This is a genomic window from Campylobacter sputorum subsp. sputorum, from assembly GCF_008245005.1.
In the GTDB taxonomy this organism is placed as follows: Bacteria; Campylobacterota; Campylobacteria; order Campylobacterales; family Campylobacteraceae; genus Campylobacter_F; species Campylobacter_F sputorum.
This window is the reverse complement of the sequence record NZ_CP043427.1, coordinates 1,133,487-1,148,138: the sequence shown is the minus strand read 5'-3', so window position 1 is coordinate 1,148,138 and position 14,652 is coordinate 1,133,487. Positions and strand designations below refer to the sequence as shown.

Here is a 14,652-nt window from a genome sequence, read left to right as displayed (position 1 = left end):
TTATATACTAGGTATGAGTTGCTGTTCTTGTATTAAGAGCTCTACAATGCTTTTAAATATAGGAATGGCACTTTGTGAGGCATAAATCTTACCTTCTTTTGGTTCTCTTACAAAAACCCCTATAGTATAATTGTGTCCAAATTTATCATCCGCAAATCCAAAAAATGAAGCATTATAAAGACTTTTTGAGTATCCTCCGCCAACAGCTATACGAGAAGTTCCAGTTTTTCCGCCTATATTTAAACCCTCTATATCAGCTTTTTTACCAGTTCCATCCTTAACAACTCTAACTAGTATATTTTTCATTCTTTTTGCAACATCTTCACTTAAAATTTGCTCTTGTGGTGGAATAGGCCTTCCTTTGTATAATTTTCCATCTTTTTGCAAATTTGATACTAGTTGCGGTGTTACAAGATAACCATTGTTATTAAAAACAGCATAAGCTCTTAGAAGTTGCAAAAATGTAGTTTGTATGCCATAACCATAACTTGCAGTTCCTCTATAAATTTCAGAATTTAGCTCTGATAAGCTCGGTATTATCCCTCTTTGTTCGTAAGGTAAATCTATGCCAGATCTTTTTGTAAATCCAAATTTTATGAAATTCATATAAAGTTCTTCGCCAGATATTCTTTTTGATAGCTCAACCATTCCTATATTTGAAGAGTATATTATAACCTCTTCAGCACTCATACTTTTTGCAGGATGGCTGTCTCTTATAGTGCTTTTACCATGTTTATATACACCATTGTGTGTATCAATTGTTTCTAGCGGATTTACCTTGTTTGCGGATAATAAATACGCAAAAACAATAGGCTTTATAACAGAACCTGGTTCATATGCGTATTCGCTAGAAGTCGAGTTTAATGCTCTATAATTTTCTTTTTTGATGTTTGATGGATTATATCTATTTGTAGTAGCAAGTGCTAACATTTCGCCAGTTTTACTATCCATTATTCCTGCAACTATCTCTCTAGCCTCTATGTCTTTCATCATAGTATCTAAAATATGCTCGGTCATTTTTTGTAGTTTTAGAGATACATTTAATATCACATTATATCCATCTATTCTTTGTCCAAGATCATTTGGTTTATCTATTATTATATTATTGCTTAAATCTCTTGAACCCACAATCTGAGCGTCTTTTATAGATGCTAAATAATCATCATAGTATTTTTCTATACCTTTTACACCCTCTCTTTTTATAATTCCATTTTTTATCACTTCTTTTACATAGCCTATTGATGGCGTTAGGCTATCTTGTGCCATATAAACTCTATACTCTCCTTTTTCTATGATACCCATTGCTTGTGCATCGTATTTTCTACCATTATCATCAACAAAAGGTATAAAAACTGAGTTTGTTGAAAAAAATCTTCCAAGTTCTTTTAGATGTGCTGCAGTTTTTGAGGATATGTTTTTTGATAATACAACATATCCTTTTTTACTATTTATAATTTTTTTTATTTTGTTTGGATTATCATCTGTGTATATAGAATAAAGTTGTATAAACAGATCTTTTTTATCTGGATTTAGACTTCTTGTATCAATTTTTACATCAAAAATTTTTTGAGTAGTCGCAACTCTAAAACCATCTTTTGATATTATATCGCCTCTTATGGATGTATCAGAATCGCTTGCTATACGACCTACTATACGCCTATCAAGAGTTGCTCTATAAAAAAACACTACAAGAAGTATTAGAAAAGCTGCTAAGACAAGCAAGAAAACGATAGTTATTTTTGATTGTCTAGCTATCATTATAATTGTGTTCTTGATATCTCTTTATATGCGCTTAATGCCTTATTTCTTATTTCTAACATTAATTTCATGCTTGTTTCTGCTTTGCTTATAGCAAGGGCTGCTTGATGTAAATCTTTTACTTCCCCTGTTGCAAGATTTGCTAAAGCTTTATCTGCATTTACTTGAACTTCATTTAACTCTTTTAATGAATTATCAAGCATTTTAGAAAATTCTCCATTGCTTGATGAAGTTTTATTTAAATTTTTATCGCCTATGTGTGTATTAAGATCTATTTTATTTATATTATTCATAGTTTATTATCCTTTTAATAAATCTATCGCACTTTGTGTTATGCTTTTTGTTGTTTGGAAAGCTGACACATTTGCTTGATACGCTCTTGTTGCTTCTATAAGATCAGACATTTCGATAACTGGATTTATATTTGGATATGCAACATATCCTCTTGTATTTGCATCCGGATGAGATGGGTCATATTTCATTATAAAATCCTTATCGTCTCTTACTATCTTATCAACTACTACACTCATGATAGATGGATCGCCATTTTTTGGTGAGTCTGAATCATCAAGTGGATTTGAGTATTCTAACATATTATGGCTTTTTTTAATCTGATTATTTAGTTCTTTGTTAAAATCAAATGCTTTAAATATAACTTCTCTTCTTCTATAAGGACCACCTTCTGCTGTTCTTGTGGTTTGAGAGTTAGCTATATTTGAGCTAATCACATTCATTCTAAATCTTTGTGCACTAAGACCGTATCCGCTTATATCAAAATCACTTAAATATGCCATAATTTATCCTTAAATTTTACCGCTTGCTTCGATTACTGCCTTAAATATCGCACCACTTTTACTAAGTGCGGCATCTATAGCACTTATCATCATTGCATTTTTACTCATTTCTGAAGTTTCTACATCTAAGTCAACCGTGTTTGCATCATTTCTAGCCATATGACCATCTCTTAGATAAATTGTTCCAAAACTATTTTTTGGAAAATCAACTCTTGGAAAATGGGCGTCGTTTGTCTGAGCTAATTGCAATATTTGATTTTGTTTATTGTTATATATTTCTTCAACTTTTTCTTTTAAAGCAGATTCAAAATCAACATCTCTTGCTTTATAAAAAGGTGTGCTTACATTTGCTAGATTGCTAGATATGAGCTGATTTCTTAAATTTCTACCAGATAATGCTTGTTCTAAAAGTGGTTTTGCTTTAGTCGTATTTATTCCTGCAAACATATTAATCCTTTTTATTTTATAGGTTACAAGCAAATTTCGTTCCAAAATTGATTATTGAATAAACTTAGAATACAATAATTATTTTTTTTGGTTTAAATGTTTGCAGTATCCATTTATGTATTCAAAACCAGAATATAAAGTTAGTCCAACCGCTATCCATAGTAAAATAGATCCGCCATACCAATTCATACATAAAAAACCTATTGCTATCATTTGAAAAACAGTTTTTACTTTTCCAGTCATAGAAGCAGCTACTTTCACGCCATCGCTTGCCAGAAAAACTCTAAAGCCTGTTATGAAAAACTCTCTTACTAATATCAAATAAACAGCCCATGGATTTGCTCTGCCTATCATCATAAGACCCATAAATGCAGCTAATGTTAACATTTTATCTGCTAATGGATCAATTATTTCTCCTAGTTTCGTTGTTTGTTTCCAATTTCTTGCTATATAACCATCAAAAAAATCAGTAATAGATGCTATAACAAAAACAAGTGTAGCAAAATAATTTAACCAGCTTATGTGAATAGTTGGATTTTTTATCTCAAGAAGTATATAAAACATAAGTGGTGCAAGGAAAATCCTTGCAAAAGCTAAAATATTCGGTATGTTTAACATATTATTTAAATGTTGTTCCGCCGTCTATTATCAATGTATGCCCAGTTACCCAACTAGCATCTTTTGAGCATAAAAACAGACATGCTCCAGCTAAATCTTCTGGTTGACCCATTCTACCAAGTGGGCTAAGTTTGGCTGTAATATCTCTTACTTCTTCATAATTTGTAAATGCTTTTAAAGCATCTGTATCTATTGGTCCACCGCTAACTGCATTTACTCTGATGTTTTTTTCTCCAAGCTCGGTTGCTGCATATCTTACCATTGCTTCAACCGCTGCTTTACAAGTTCCATGACCTGAATAATTCTCTATAAAAACTCTATTTCCAGTTGAGCTTATGGATATTATTGATCCGCCACCAACTTTTTCCATCCTTTTTGCAGCTTCTTGTGCACCAACTACAAAAGCATTGACTGTTGCTGTAAAAATATTATTTATGCCTCTTGGCTTTAATTTCATAAATTTAGTATATCCTCCAGCAACTGCACGCCCTGAAATTATAGCATTTGAGATAAAAAAATCTACTCTATCAAAATCTTCATCAATTTTTAAAAAAAGCTCTTTATATGTTTCTGGTTCTAGTATGTTTAACGCATAACATCTTGCTTTTATATTATATTCTTTTTCTAACTCTTTTACTTGTGTTTGTGCTAACTCTTCATTAGAATTGTAAGTAAAAGCTATGTTTGCACCAGCTTTAGCAAATTTAAGTAGTATGGCTCTGCCAATTCCTCTAGTTCCACCGCTTATAACTAGTGTTTTACCTTTGTAAAAATTATCCATTAAAATCCTTTTATATCATATTGTTTCATAATATTTTCAATTTTTTTCATATTTTCATTACTAGGTTCACAAAGTGGCAATCTATACTCAAGCACAGGTATCAATCCTGCTATAAACATAGAAGCTTTTATTGGTATTGGATTGCTTTCACAAAACATTATTTTATTTATGTTATATAGCTTATCATTTATAGCTTTTGCTTTTGAAAATTGTTCATCTAACGCAAAATGAGTAAGTTTAGCTGTGTAATCTGGTAATAAATTTGAAGTTACAGAAATTACGCCTTTGCCGCCATTGCTTAAAATTGGATAATTTATTGCATCTTCTCCGCTCATAACAACCATATTTGGTTCATGTGCTAGTAAATCAACGCATTTATCTATATTTCCACTAGCTTCTTTAACGCCATAAATATTTTGGCAATCATTAAATAGTCTTATAGCAGTATTAGTTTGTATATCACAGCCAGTTCTTCCTGGAACATTATATAATAAAACTGGTATATCTACATTTTTTGAAATTTCGCTATAATGCCTATAAAGCCCTTCTTGTGTAGGTTTATTATAATAAGGTGCAACAGAAAGTATACCATCTACACCTTGCTCTTGAGCAAATTTAGCCAACGATATAGCCTCATGTGTTGCATTGCTTCCAGCACCTGCTAAAACTTTAGTATTTGTTCCTTTGCATATTTCAACTGCAATTTCAATGCAAGCTCTGTGTTCATCATGAGTTAGTGTTGCACTCTCGCCAGTTGTTCCAGCAGGAACAACGCAATCAATGCCATTTTCTATCTGTCTTTTTATAAGTTTGGCATAGGTTTCCTCATCTATTTTCCCATTTTTAAAAGGAGTAATTATGGCGGTCATTGCACCTATTAATACTTTTTTGCTCACTTGTTGTCCTTTCTTAAAATTACTGTTGTTGATGTATGCTTGACAAAATATTTTTGTGCACATTCTTGCAACATTTTAGAATCTAATGCCTCAATTTTACTCTCTAAGTTTAAAAGTGGCTCTAAATCACCTTTTGCTATATAACTACCATAAAGAGAACTAACTTTACTAGCACTTTGAAGAGAGTAGATAAGTTCTGCTTTTATACTATTTTTGATTTTGGTAAAATCATCTTTGCTTATTGTATCATTTTTTGTTTTTTCTATCAATAAATTTATCTCTTTTTCTACAAGTTCTGCTTTGATTTCATTGTTGCAAATTGCTATTATTATAAAAAGACTCTCATCAATATTGTCCATATTGTAAGCATAAATTTGATTTACTAGTTTTTTTTCATCTACTAAAACTCTTTGTAAAAGTGAGCTTTTTCCGTTACTTAAATACTCACTTAATCCTTCTAGGCAAACGCTATCTTCGTGATTAAAAGGTGGGATTTTATAAGCTATTGCTATCATCTCAACATCACTTTGCTTTGTTAGATAGATTGTTTTTGCACCATCTTGTAATGGTTCTTTACATATTGTGGTTGGTATTTTTGATCTGTTTTTTATGCGTTCAAAATATTTTTTACTTAAATCAAAAACACTTTTTTTGTCTATATCGCCACTTACTATTAAAAACGCATTTTGGGGTTGATAAAAAGTAGAGTGAAAGTTTTTAATATCTGTTATATCCCAGTTTTGTATATCATCGTAAAATCCGATTGGCGTCCAATGGTATGGATGATGTAAAAAAGCGTGATTAAAAAGCCTAAAATATAGATATCCCATAGGCGTATTATCGGTGCTCCATCTTCTTTCTTCTAAAACAACATCTCTTTCTGGCTGAAATTCTCTATCTTTTAAATTTAAATTTTCCATAAGTTCACTAAAAAGATATAGAGATTTTTCTAAATTTTGCTTTGAGCATTTTATAAAATAGTGTGTATAATCAAAACCGGTTGATGCATTATCAATTCCGCCAAAGCTTTTTACTATTTCATCAAATTCGCCAGCTTTTAAGTTTTTAGTTGATTTAAAATTTAAATGTTCTAGCATATGAGCTATTCCGCTTTTTCCCATTATCTCGTTTCTTGAACCAACTTTATAAAATATATCAACACTTATCACATTTGAGCCCATATTTACAGGTATGTGATAAATTTCCATTTTATTTTTTAGTATTTTTTTATTAAATTTATTAAGCATAATATCCCTTTATTTTAAATTTACTCCGACTGCTTGCGATATATTTTCATATCCATCTTTTTTTATCATTTCTGCAAGTTTTGAGTTTATGTTATAGCAAATTCTAGGTCCATTATATATAAAAGCTGTGTAAATTTGAACTAAATTTGCTCCAAGTTTAATTCTCTCATAAGCTTCATCTGCGTTATTTATGCCACCAGAACTAATGAGTATAGTTTTACCAAAAAGCTCTTTTGCAAGTTCTTTTAAAAGTGTTTTTGATCTGTTTTTTAGAAGTTGTCCACTAATGCCTCCAAAATTTTTAGCATTTTTACTTAGAGAGTAATCAATGGTTGTATTTGTGAGTATTATTCCATTTGCTCCATTTTTTATAGCAGTTGTGCATATTTGCAAACTTTTTTCTATACTCATATCAGGAGATATTTTTAAGATAATTGGCTTGCTTGTTAGCGGTTTTATGGCTAAAAACAGATCATTTATAAAGCTTTCTTCTTGTAAGTCTCTTAAATTTGGCGTATTTGGCGAACTTATGTTTATGACAAAAGAATCGCTAATTTCGCTAAAAATTTTAACTAAATTTATATAATCATTTATAGCCTCAGCATTTGGTGTTATTTTGTTTTTGCCTATATTGCAAAAAATCGGTATCTCAAATGGATAAATATCTTCAATCCTATTTTTTATAACCACTGAGCCATCATTGTTAAATCCCATTGCATTTTGAATGCTTTCTTCTTCTATAAGTCTAAATAATCTTGGTTTAGCATTTCCACTTTGTGGTTTTGGGGTTAGTGTGCCATATTCAATATGCCCGTAACCAAGTGCAAAAAGAGATTTTATCATAGTTGCATTTTTATCAAATCCGCCTGCAATACCAATTGGATTTGGAAAATTTAGTCCAAATATATTTTGATTTAAAATTTCATTTTTATAGGTAAAATTTTTTTTGAGTATATTTAAAGCAAATGGAAATTTTGATGCTGATTTTAAGCCTATTTCTGCTATATGGTGTGCGGTTTCTGGATCAAATTTGAAAAATATATTTTTTATAGTATTATATTGCATTAATTTTCCTTATCCGTGATAATGGTTCCTTTTAAATTTTTATATATTTCACAACTATTTGAAAGCTCTTTATCATTACCAAAAGCTACTATTTTACCATTGCTTACAACTGCTATTTTATCCGCATCTTCTACCGTGCTCATTCTATGGGCTATAACAAATATTATTTTATTATTTGAGAGATTTCTTATGATATTTGTTATAACTTTTTCGCTTTCATTATCTAATGCACTTGTTGCTTCATCAAAAATTAAAATTTGAGGATTATCATAAAGTGCTCTTGCTATTGTTATTCTTTGTCTTTGTCCGCCACTTAAATTTGTTCCAAATTCGTTTAGTATCGTTTCTATGCCATTTTCTAAGTTATTTACAAACTCTAAGGCATTTGCCATTTTTAGAGCATCTATAACTTTTTGCTTATCAAAATCGTTTCCATAACATACATTTTTTGCAACAGTATCGTTTAATATATAAGCACGCTGCGAAACAAAGCCTATATTTTTTCTAAGAGACTTTATGTCAAATTCTGCTATGTTTTGATCATTTACTAAAATGTCGCCTTTTATAGGGTCATAAAATCTCATAAGTAAATTTATGATAGATGTTTTTCCGCCACCACTTTTACCAACTATTGCTATGAGTTCGCCTTTTTTTACTATCAAATTTACGCCATTTAATACAACTTTGTCTTTATATTTTAAATAAACATTATTAAAAGATATTGTGTTTATATCTTGTGGAAATTCTTCTTTTCCGCTTAGTATGTTAGGGTGTTTGTCTATTAGCTCAAAAGTTCTTTCGCTTGCTGCTATGGCATCTTGCATACTGTTGTGCAGTTTGGAAATTCTTTTTAGTGGTGTGTATAGCATAAAAAGTGCTGTTAGAAAGGAAAAAAAGCTTCCTACACTTAAAGTTCCATCAATTACTTCTTTTCCGCCAAATATAATAACTACGGAAATTCCAATCGAGCCGAGAGTTTCCATTATAGGGCTAACGATTTCTCCTATTTTTACACTTTTTAAATTTAGTTTGAAAAATTTATCATTTTCTTTTGAAAATCTATTTAATTCATAATCCTCAGCATTTTTTGATTTAATGATTTCTATATTTGTAAAAATTTCGTTTAAACACGAGCTAATATCGGATGTTTTTTCCTGAGAAGATCTTGAAATTTTCCTCATTTTTTTAGCAAGTTTGGATATAGGAAAAACCGCAAGAGGCATTATAATTAGTGCAAAAAATGATAATTCTAAACTTTGATAAAGCACAACGCACAAAAGCCCAATAATAGTTATAACTTCTCTTATAAACTCAGGAATCATAGAAGATACAACGCTTCTTATTCTCTCAATATCATTTATATTTCTACTTACGAGCTCCCCAACTCTATACTGGCTAAAAAATTCCATATCTAGTCTAAGTAAATTTCCAAGCAGTTTTTCTCTGAATCTCCTAACGGTATCTTGCCCGATATATGCCGTATAGTAAGCTTGCATATAAGTTCCAAGGCTTTTTATAAAATAAATTGCGATAATTGCATAAGGCAAAATGTATAACATATCTTCGTTTTTTTCTACAAAAATTTTATCTAAAACGGGCTTTACAAGATACGCAGAAATCGCAGAACCAGCTGCAGCCATAATCATGCCTAAGATAGCCAATGAAAACTGAGGTACATAGTCTTTAAAATATGGTAAAAATCTTTTAAAAATATCCCTTATGCCATTCATAGCTTTTCCCAAATAGTTCCATTTGGTGTATCCATAATGGAAATTCCTAAATCCATTAAATTATCTCTTATCTCATCTGCTTTTTGATAATTTTTTTCTTTTTTTGCTTCATTTCTTTGTGTTATTAAATTTAAAATATTTTCTCTTGTTTTATCATCCACACCAAATTGAAAATACTCGGTGGTATCAACTTGCAAAATACCTAAAATTTCGCTAGCAAAATTTAAATTTGCTAAAACTATTGCTTTATAGTTTTTATCTTTTGGGTTTTTATCTAGATATTCGTTTGCTGAGCTTACCATCATATCAAGTGTTGCAAGCCCAAGAGATGAGTTTAAATCATCACTTAGTGCTTTTAAAAGCTCTATTTTAAATTTCTCATCAACCATGCTAGGCTTTACATCTAAAACTCTCTTTTTTAATCTGTAGATTTTATCTAACCTTTTTTTGCTTGCAAGTAAATCTTGCAAGTTATAGTTAAAATTTGCTCTATAATGAGTGCTTATTAAATAAAATCGCAAAACTTCCCCACATACGATATTTAGAGCGTCTTTTATAAAAAAACTATTTCCAAGAGATTTACTCATCTTTTCATTATTTATTTGCACAAAGCCGTTATGCATCCAGTATTTTGCCAAGTTTTTATGCTCAGCACATCTGCATTGTGCTGCTTCGTTTTCATGGTGTGGGAAAAGCAGATCCATACCGCCTGCGTGAATGTCTATGAGTGTTTCATTATCATAAGCAAGGTGTTTTTTTATCATTGCAACACACTCTGTATGCCATCCCGGTCTTCCTTTGCCAAAAGGACTTTCATACCATTTTTCATCAAATTTCCATAGAACAAAGTCTTTTTCATTTTTTTTATTTTCATTTGAGCTAACTCTTGCTATATTATCTTCACTATCGTTTTTATGGCTTAAAGATAGATAATCTTTATCTTTTGATGTATCAAAATATACGCCATCATTTAGTATATAAGCTGAATTATTTTTTATCAAAAGTTCTATGTATGATATGATTTCATCTAAATTTTGTGTAGCTTTTGGCTCAAAATCTGCTCTTAATACATTTAATTTATCCATATCATCAAGATATCTTTGTATATAAAAAGATGTTATTTCTTCTAAACTTTTACCACTTTCATCCATCTTTTTTAAAATTTTATCATCAATATCTGTGAAGTTTTTTACAAATTTAACTTTATATCCAAGCGATATAAAAACTCTTCTTAAAAGATCAAAACTAACGCTACTTTTTGCATGTCCCAAATGTGCGTCATCATAAACGGTTGGACCGCACACATACATTCTAACTTCACCATCTTTGATTGGTTTGAATTCAACTTTTTTCTTTTTGGCACTATCGTATATAACCATCTATAAAACCCTTAAAAACTAATAATATCAATATTTCTAACACGCAAAGTGCAAAAATGATTAAAATTTTTTTAGCACTTATTATAGCCAAAAAATTATTAAACGAAAAAATCTTAATATTCATAAAAAGCAGATAAAACGCCGAAATAGAGCTAGCAAGTGCAAGTCCAGCAGCACCAAGAGGTTTTATCAGTAAAAGGCAGAAAACCAAATTTATTAAAAGACTATATATGGATATTTTTGCTGCCAATTTTTGCTGCATTTTTGCATACAGCCATAAAGAAAAAAGTTTTGCTAATCCAAAAGCAATAAGTCCAATCATAAACATACTAAGAACTTGAGCACATTCTTTGGTATTTTGTGAATTAAATTCGCCTCTTTCAAATAAAAGCCAAGTAATTTCATAGCTAAGCATTATGCCGCCAATGCTAGAAAAAAGTAAAAATGCAAGCAAAAAATGAAACGATTTGCTCATTAAATTTAGTGCATTTTCATATGAATTTGCTTTGATTTGTCTGCTAATTTTTGGAAAAACAGCTGTTGTTAAGGCTACGGCAAAAAGAGAGTAGGGGAGTTGAAAAATTCTATTTGCATAATACAAATAGCTAATGCTACCAGTTGCCAAAAAACTAGCAAACCAAGTATCTATAAAAGCACCAATTTGTGCTGAAGATGAGCCTATAACTCCATGATAAAAATTTTTCCAAAAACCATCAGTTTTAGCTCTAAGCCCTTTTTTAAATTTAATAAAACCACCTTGTAAAATACGCAGCATTTTTATGTGTTTAAGTGCTATTATGTGGGTTAGCATCTGTAAAAATCCGCCAATAACCACGCCATAACTTAGATAATATGCCGCAGTTTTTTGGTCATTTCCATAAGATAGCAATAGTGCACAAATCATAGAAATATTAAGAAGTGCAGTTGAAAAAGCAGTTGTTGCAAAATGCCCTTTGTATTGGAGCATAGAAGCAAAAAGAGTTACTAAAAATATAAAACTTAAATACCAGAAATTTATCTTTACAAGCGGAACTGCTAAATTTATCATATTTTCATCAAAACCTATAGCTAAAGCCTTTGTAAAAAGTGGAGCAAAAAGCATAACTGTAAGGCTTAAAAGTAGGATAAAACATAGAAATTTAAGTAAAATTTCTATGCTAAAAAGCCCCTTTTTATTTGTTGATACAAAATTTGGTAAAAAAGCCTGAGTAAATGCACCTTCGCCAAAAAGTCTTCTAAAAAGATTTGGCAATTTAAACGCTATAAAAAATATATCACTCCATACGCTAGCACCTAAAATCGCAGCTGTTAGCATATCTCTTAAAAAGCCTAAAATTCTTGAAAATAGTATACCAAAGCTGTTTGTAAAAAAATGTTTTAGCATTATTTTTTTTGTAAAATAACAGCAGCTATGGCAAAACCACCATCGTGGCTTATGCTTAAGTTTGCGTTTTGTATATCAAAATTTGATTTAATTTTTTGAGCTATTTTTAAAAATGGAGCACCATTGCTATCTTTGTAAATTTCAACATCGTGAAAAGAAAACTCCTTGCTTATACCACAACCTAAAGCTTTAGCAAAAGCTTCTTTTGCGGCAAAAAAACCAGCTATAGTGGCTTCACTTTTTGCTATGTTTATCTCATCTTTATTTAAGAATTTATATAAAAACTTATCACCATATTTTAGTTTTAAATCAGATATCCTTTTTATGGCAATGATATCTATTCCTATCATTGAATGATAAAATCCGTGAAATATACATTTTTTATATAGCCATCTGTTAAAATTTCATTTATTTTCCCAACTATTTCATCTTTTAATCGCTCTTTACCCTTTGTTGTGCTGATTTCTTCGATGGTTTTAGATGAAAGTGAGCGTATGACAATATCTCTTATTATGGACTTTTTCTTATCCATTTCTGGTGTTAGAGTTTCTATGCTAAGTTCAAAATCTATTGAAGTTTTAAGGTATCTAGAGCCGCTTTCGCTGAGTAAATTTACAACAAATTGATCCATTGGATACATTACGCCAATATTCATAAAATCGCTGTATCTTACAGATGTATTTGGCTTTGGTGCTGGTTGTGTTTTGTGTGAATCCGCTTTTGTCTTTGCTGGTACTTCTTGCTCTGGATGAGAAGATAGCATAAGTCCAACAATAACTCCTAGCACAAGCAAAATCACAAAAGATAATGCTATTACTATTATTAAAATTACTTTTTTGCTACCACCCTTTTTTTCTTTTTTCTCTTCTTTTTCTTCTTCAGCCATCATAATTCCTTAAATTTTTATTTAATTTTGACATTATATCTAAAAATATTTAAACAATCATTTTGTATTTTTATAATGGTGTTTAAAATAGCCCTTATATAAAGCGTTTTGTTGATATCAAATTAAAATTCTTCTGGATGATCTAGGGCATATCTAAATTTAGTCAAATCAACTTTTTTATCCCATATTGAAACAATTAAACAGCCAACGGCATTACCGCATAGATTTCCAACAGCACGCATTTCGCTCATAAATTTATCAACTCCAAGCAAAACAGCAACTGTTGCTACTGGTATGACATCTAGTGCAGAAAGTGTTCCTGCTAAGATAATAAACCCTGATCCAGTAACACCTACTGCACCTTTACTTGTAATCATCAAAATAAGCAGCGTCATAAGTAGATGCATAAATGATAAATCAATGTTAAAAGCTTGTGCAAGAAAAATAACACTCATTGCTAAATATATATTTGTACAATCTAGATTAAACGAGTAGCCAGTTGGTATTATTAATCCAACCGAACCTCTTTGAATTCCTGCTTTTTCTAGTTTTTGCATAAGTGGGGCAAGTGCGGTTTCGCTTGAGCTTGTGGCAAAAACTATAAGAACTTCTTTTGAGATAAAACGCATAAATTTAAATATATTAATTTTTGCAAAGTAACAAATGATGCCAAGTATTCCAAAAATAAACAAACAACAAGAAAATAGCATAACAAGAAGCAAGTTTATCATGCCCCATAGTGTATTTAATCCAAAATGACCGATTAGATAAGCCATTGCCGAAAATGCAGCAATTGGACTAAACCACATAAAAATGCTTAGGATTTTAAGCACAATGTGCTGCAAACTGATAATTGGTTTCATGATAATATCTTTGTGCTTGTGCGATAAAAACGATATAATAACAGCAGTTACAATAGCCATAAATAGCACTTGAATGGTATTTCCGGTAATAAAAGGTGTAATTGGGTCAGATGGTACAGCACCTTTTAAAATATGCCAAATTTCATTAAACATATTTTCTATTGGGCTTGCATTTGGATCTAGGGCAATATTTTTTGATTGAGTTATAAATTTATCAACACCCTTGGTATCCAAATCCTCTATCTTTAAGTTCATTCCAGACCCTGGTTGTAAAATTTTTGGGACAGCTATGCCAATTGCAAGGGCAAGAGTTGAAACAACTTCAAAATATATGAAAGCTTTTAATCCAATCGAACCAAGCTCTTTTAGGCTATGAAGCCCGGCTATACCAGAGACTATGGTTAGAAAAATTATAGGACCTATCATCATTTTAAGTACTTTTATAAATATTACCGCACCTTGTTTTACTGTGTGTGATTCTGCTAGTGGGGGATTTATTATACCAAGTAATATACCAGCAATTATCCCAAATACAACCCAAAAAGCTAAATTAGTTAATAGTTTTATGGTGCGAGATTTTTTTGTGAGTGTTTTCATTTCTTTCCTAATTAACATATAATCTACATAAAGTATTTTTAAATTTTATTTATATATTAAATTTATTATTTATAATAAAATAATAAAAAATATACGGGTAGTAATATACATTGTTTTTTCTTAATTTTATATTATTTAAAGTTATCGTTTTATTGTATTTTATAAAGTAAAATTATTTTATATATAGAAATATTTAAAGTATTTAGA

The 14,652-nt window shown here is 30.4% G+C and carries 15 protein-coding genes; all 15 read right to left on the bottom strand.

Translation table 11 applies throughout. The features are described from left to right. Positions 1-1,758 (bottom strand): peptidoglycan D,D-transpeptidase FtsI family protein, encoded by a 1,758-nt coding sequence (locus tag CSPT_RS05780; protein ID WP_089182724.1) that lies wholly within the window; start codon positions 1,756-1,758, stop codon positions 1-3. Beyond that, positions 1,758-2,051 carry a flagellar hook-basal body complex protein FliE gene (fliE, locus tag CSPT_RS05775; RefSeq protein ID WP_089182723.1) on the bottom strand — a complete coding sequence of 98 codons (294 nt, stop codon included), beginning with the start codon at positions 2,049-2,051 and terminating at the stop codon, positions 1,758-1,760. Before fliE ends, CSPT_RS05780 begins: the two co-directional genes overlap by 1 nt. 6 nt (positions 2,052-2,057) lie before the next feature. Beyond that, complete coding sequence (gene flgC, locus CSPT_RS05770) at positions 2,058-2,552, bottom strand: flagellar basal body rod protein FlgC (RefSeq protein ID WP_089182722.1); 495 nt, start codon at positions 2,550-2,552, stop codon at positions 2,058-2,060. Positions 2,553-2,561: 9 nt separating this feature from the next. After that, on the bottom strand, positions 2,562-2,999 hold the full coding sequence (gene flgB, locus CSPT_RS05765) for a flagellar basal body rod protein FlgB (protein WP_089182721.1): 438 nt from the start codon (positions 2,997-2,999) through the stop codon (positions 2,562-2,564). A 78-nt stretch (positions 3,000-3,077) separates the two neighbouring features. Beyond that, the gene (gene pgsA / locus CSPT_RS05760; RefSeq protein WP_033915891.1) at positions 3,078-3,617 is read right to left on the bottom strand and encodes a CDP-diacylglycerol--glycerol-3-phosphate 3-phosphatidyltransferase; all 540 of its coding nucleotides are present in this window, start codon (positions 3,615-3,617) and stop codon (positions 3,078-3,080) included. A 1-nt stretch (position 3,618) separates the two neighbouring features. After that, positions 3,619-4,398, bottom strand: a complete 780-nt coding sequence (locus tag CSPT_RS05755) for an enoyl-ACP reductase (RefSeq protein ID WP_089182720.1) — start codon at positions 4,396-4,398, stop codon at positions 3,619-3,621. Next, a complete protein-coding gene (gene dapA, locus CSPT_RS05750; RefSeq protein ID WP_374188419.1) occupies positions 4,398-5,267 on the bottom strand; it encodes a 4-hydroxy-tetrahydrodipicolinate synthase in 870 nt (289 codons plus the stop codon). Before dapA ends, CSPT_RS05755 begins: the two co-directional genes overlap by 1 nt. A 23-nt stretch (positions 5,268-5,290) precedes the next feature. Continuing rightward, complete coding sequence (locus CSPT_RS05745) at positions 5,291-6,541, bottom strand: M16 family metallopeptidase (RefSeq protein WP_089182718.1); 1,251 nt, start codon at positions 6,539-6,541, stop codon at positions 5,291-5,293. 9 nt (positions 6,542-6,550) lie between these two features. Further along, positions 6,551-7,606 carry a quinone-dependent dihydroorotate dehydrogenase gene (locus CSPT_RS05740; RefSeq protein WP_089182717.1) on the bottom strand — a complete coding sequence of 352 codons (1,056 nt, stop codon included), beginning with the start codon at positions 7,604-7,606 and terminating at the stop codon, positions 6,551-6,553. Next, positions 7,606-9,336: an ABC transporter ATP-binding protein gene (locus tag CSPT_RS05735; protein WP_089183327.1), complete on the bottom strand. Its 1,731-nt coding sequence runs from the start codon at positions 9,334-9,336 to the stop codon at positions 7,606-7,608. Before CSPT_RS05735 ends, CSPT_RS05740 begins: the two co-directional genes overlap by 1 nt. Continuing rightward, positions 9,333-10,715: a cysteine--tRNA ligase gene (gene cysS / locus CSPT_RS05730; RefSeq protein WP_089182716.1), complete on the bottom strand. Its 1,383-nt coding sequence runs from the start codon at positions 10,713-10,715 to the stop codon at positions 9,333-9,335. The genes CSPT_RS05735 and cysS overlap by 4 nt, the downstream gene beginning before the upstream one ends. Next, positions 10,699-12,099, bottom strand: a complete 1,401-nt coding sequence (murJ, locus tag CSPT_RS05725) for a murein biosynthesis integral membrane protein MurJ (RefSeq protein ID WP_089182715.1) — start codon at positions 12,097-12,099, stop codon at positions 10,699-10,701. The genes cysS and murJ overlap by 17 nt, the downstream gene beginning before the upstream one ends. After that, positions 12,099-12,449 (bottom strand): holo-ACP synthase, encoded by a 351-nt coding sequence (gene acpS / locus CSPT_RS05720; protein WP_089182714.1) that lies wholly within the window; start codon positions 12,447-12,449, stop codon positions 12,099-12,101. Before acpS ends, murJ begins: the two co-directional genes overlap by 1 nt. Beyond that, a complete protein-coding gene (gene fliL / locus CSPT_RS05715) occupies positions 12,446-12,988 on the bottom strand; it encodes a flagellar basal body-associated protein FliL (RefSeq protein ID WP_089182713.1) in 543 nt (180 codons plus the stop codon). The genes acpS and fliL overlap by 4 nt, the downstream gene beginning before the upstream one ends. Before the next feature lie 119 nt (positions 12,989-13,107). Then, complete coding sequence (locus CSPT_RS05710) at positions 13,108-14,445, bottom strand: cation:dicarboxylate symporter family transporter (protein WP_089182712.1); 1,338 nt, start codon at positions 14,443-14,445, stop codon at positions 13,108-13,110. Between the last annotated feature and the right edge of the window lie 207 nt (positions 14,446-14,652).

Excerpts from the sequence above, each read along its gene's own strand:
- CSPT_RS05780 (WP_089182724.1), bottom strand. The coding sequence starts at position 1,758 with ATGATAGCTAGACAATCAAAAATAACTATCGTTTTCTTGCTTGTCTTA.
- fliE (WP_089182723.1), bottom strand. The coding sequence starts at position 2,051 with ATGAATAATATAAATAAAATAGATCTTAATACACACATAGGCGATAAA.
- flgC (WP_089182722.1), bottom strand. The coding sequence starts at position 2,552 with ATGGCATATTTAAGTGATTTTGATATAAGCGGATACGGTCTTAGTGCA.
- flgB (WP_089182721.1), bottom strand. The coding sequence starts at position 2,999 with ATGTTTGCAGGAATAAATACGACTAAAGCAAAACCACTTTTAGAACAA.
- pgsA (WP_033915891.1), bottom strand. The coding sequence starts at position 3,617 with ATGTTAAACATACCGAATATTTTAGCTTTTGCAAGGATTTTCCTTGCA.
- CSPT_RS05755 (WP_089182720.1), bottom strand. The coding sequence starts at position 4,398 with ATGGATAATTTTTACAAAGGTAAAACACTAGTTATAAGCGGTGGAACT.
- dapA (WP_374188419.1), bottom strand. The coding sequence starts at position 5,267 with ATGACCGCCATAATTACTCCTTTTAAAAATGGGAAAATAGATGAGGAA.
- CSPT_RS05745 (WP_089182718.1), bottom strand. The coding sequence starts at position 6,541 with ATGCTTAATAAATTTAATAAAAAAATACTAAAAAATAAAATGGAAATT.
- CSPT_RS05740 (WP_089182717.1), bottom strand. The coding sequence starts at position 7,606 with ATGCAATATAATACTATAAAAAATATATTTTTCAAATTTGATCCAGAA.
- CSPT_RS05735 (WP_089183327.1), bottom strand. The coding sequence starts at position 9,336 with ATGAATGGCATAAGGGATATTTTTAAAAGATTTTTACCATATTTTAAA.
- cysS (WP_089182716.1), bottom strand. The coding sequence starts at position 10,715 with ATGGTTATATACGATAGTGCCAAAAAGAAAAAAGTTGAATTCAAACCA.
- murJ (WP_089182715.1), bottom strand. The coding sequence starts at position 12,099 with ATGCTAAAACATTTTTTTACAAACAGCTTTGGTATACTATTTTCAAGA.
- acpS (WP_089182714.1), bottom strand. The coding sequence starts at position 12,449 with ATGATAGGAATAGATATCATTGCCATAAAAAGGATATCTGATTTAAAA.
- fliL (WP_089182713.1), bottom strand. The coding sequence starts at position 12,988 with ATGATGGCTGAAGAAGAAAAAGAAGAGAAAAAAGAAAAAAAGGGTGGT.
- CSPT_RS05710 (WP_089182712.1), bottom strand. The coding sequence starts at position 14,445 with ATGAAAACACTCACAAAAAAATCTCGCACCATAAAACTATTAACTAAT.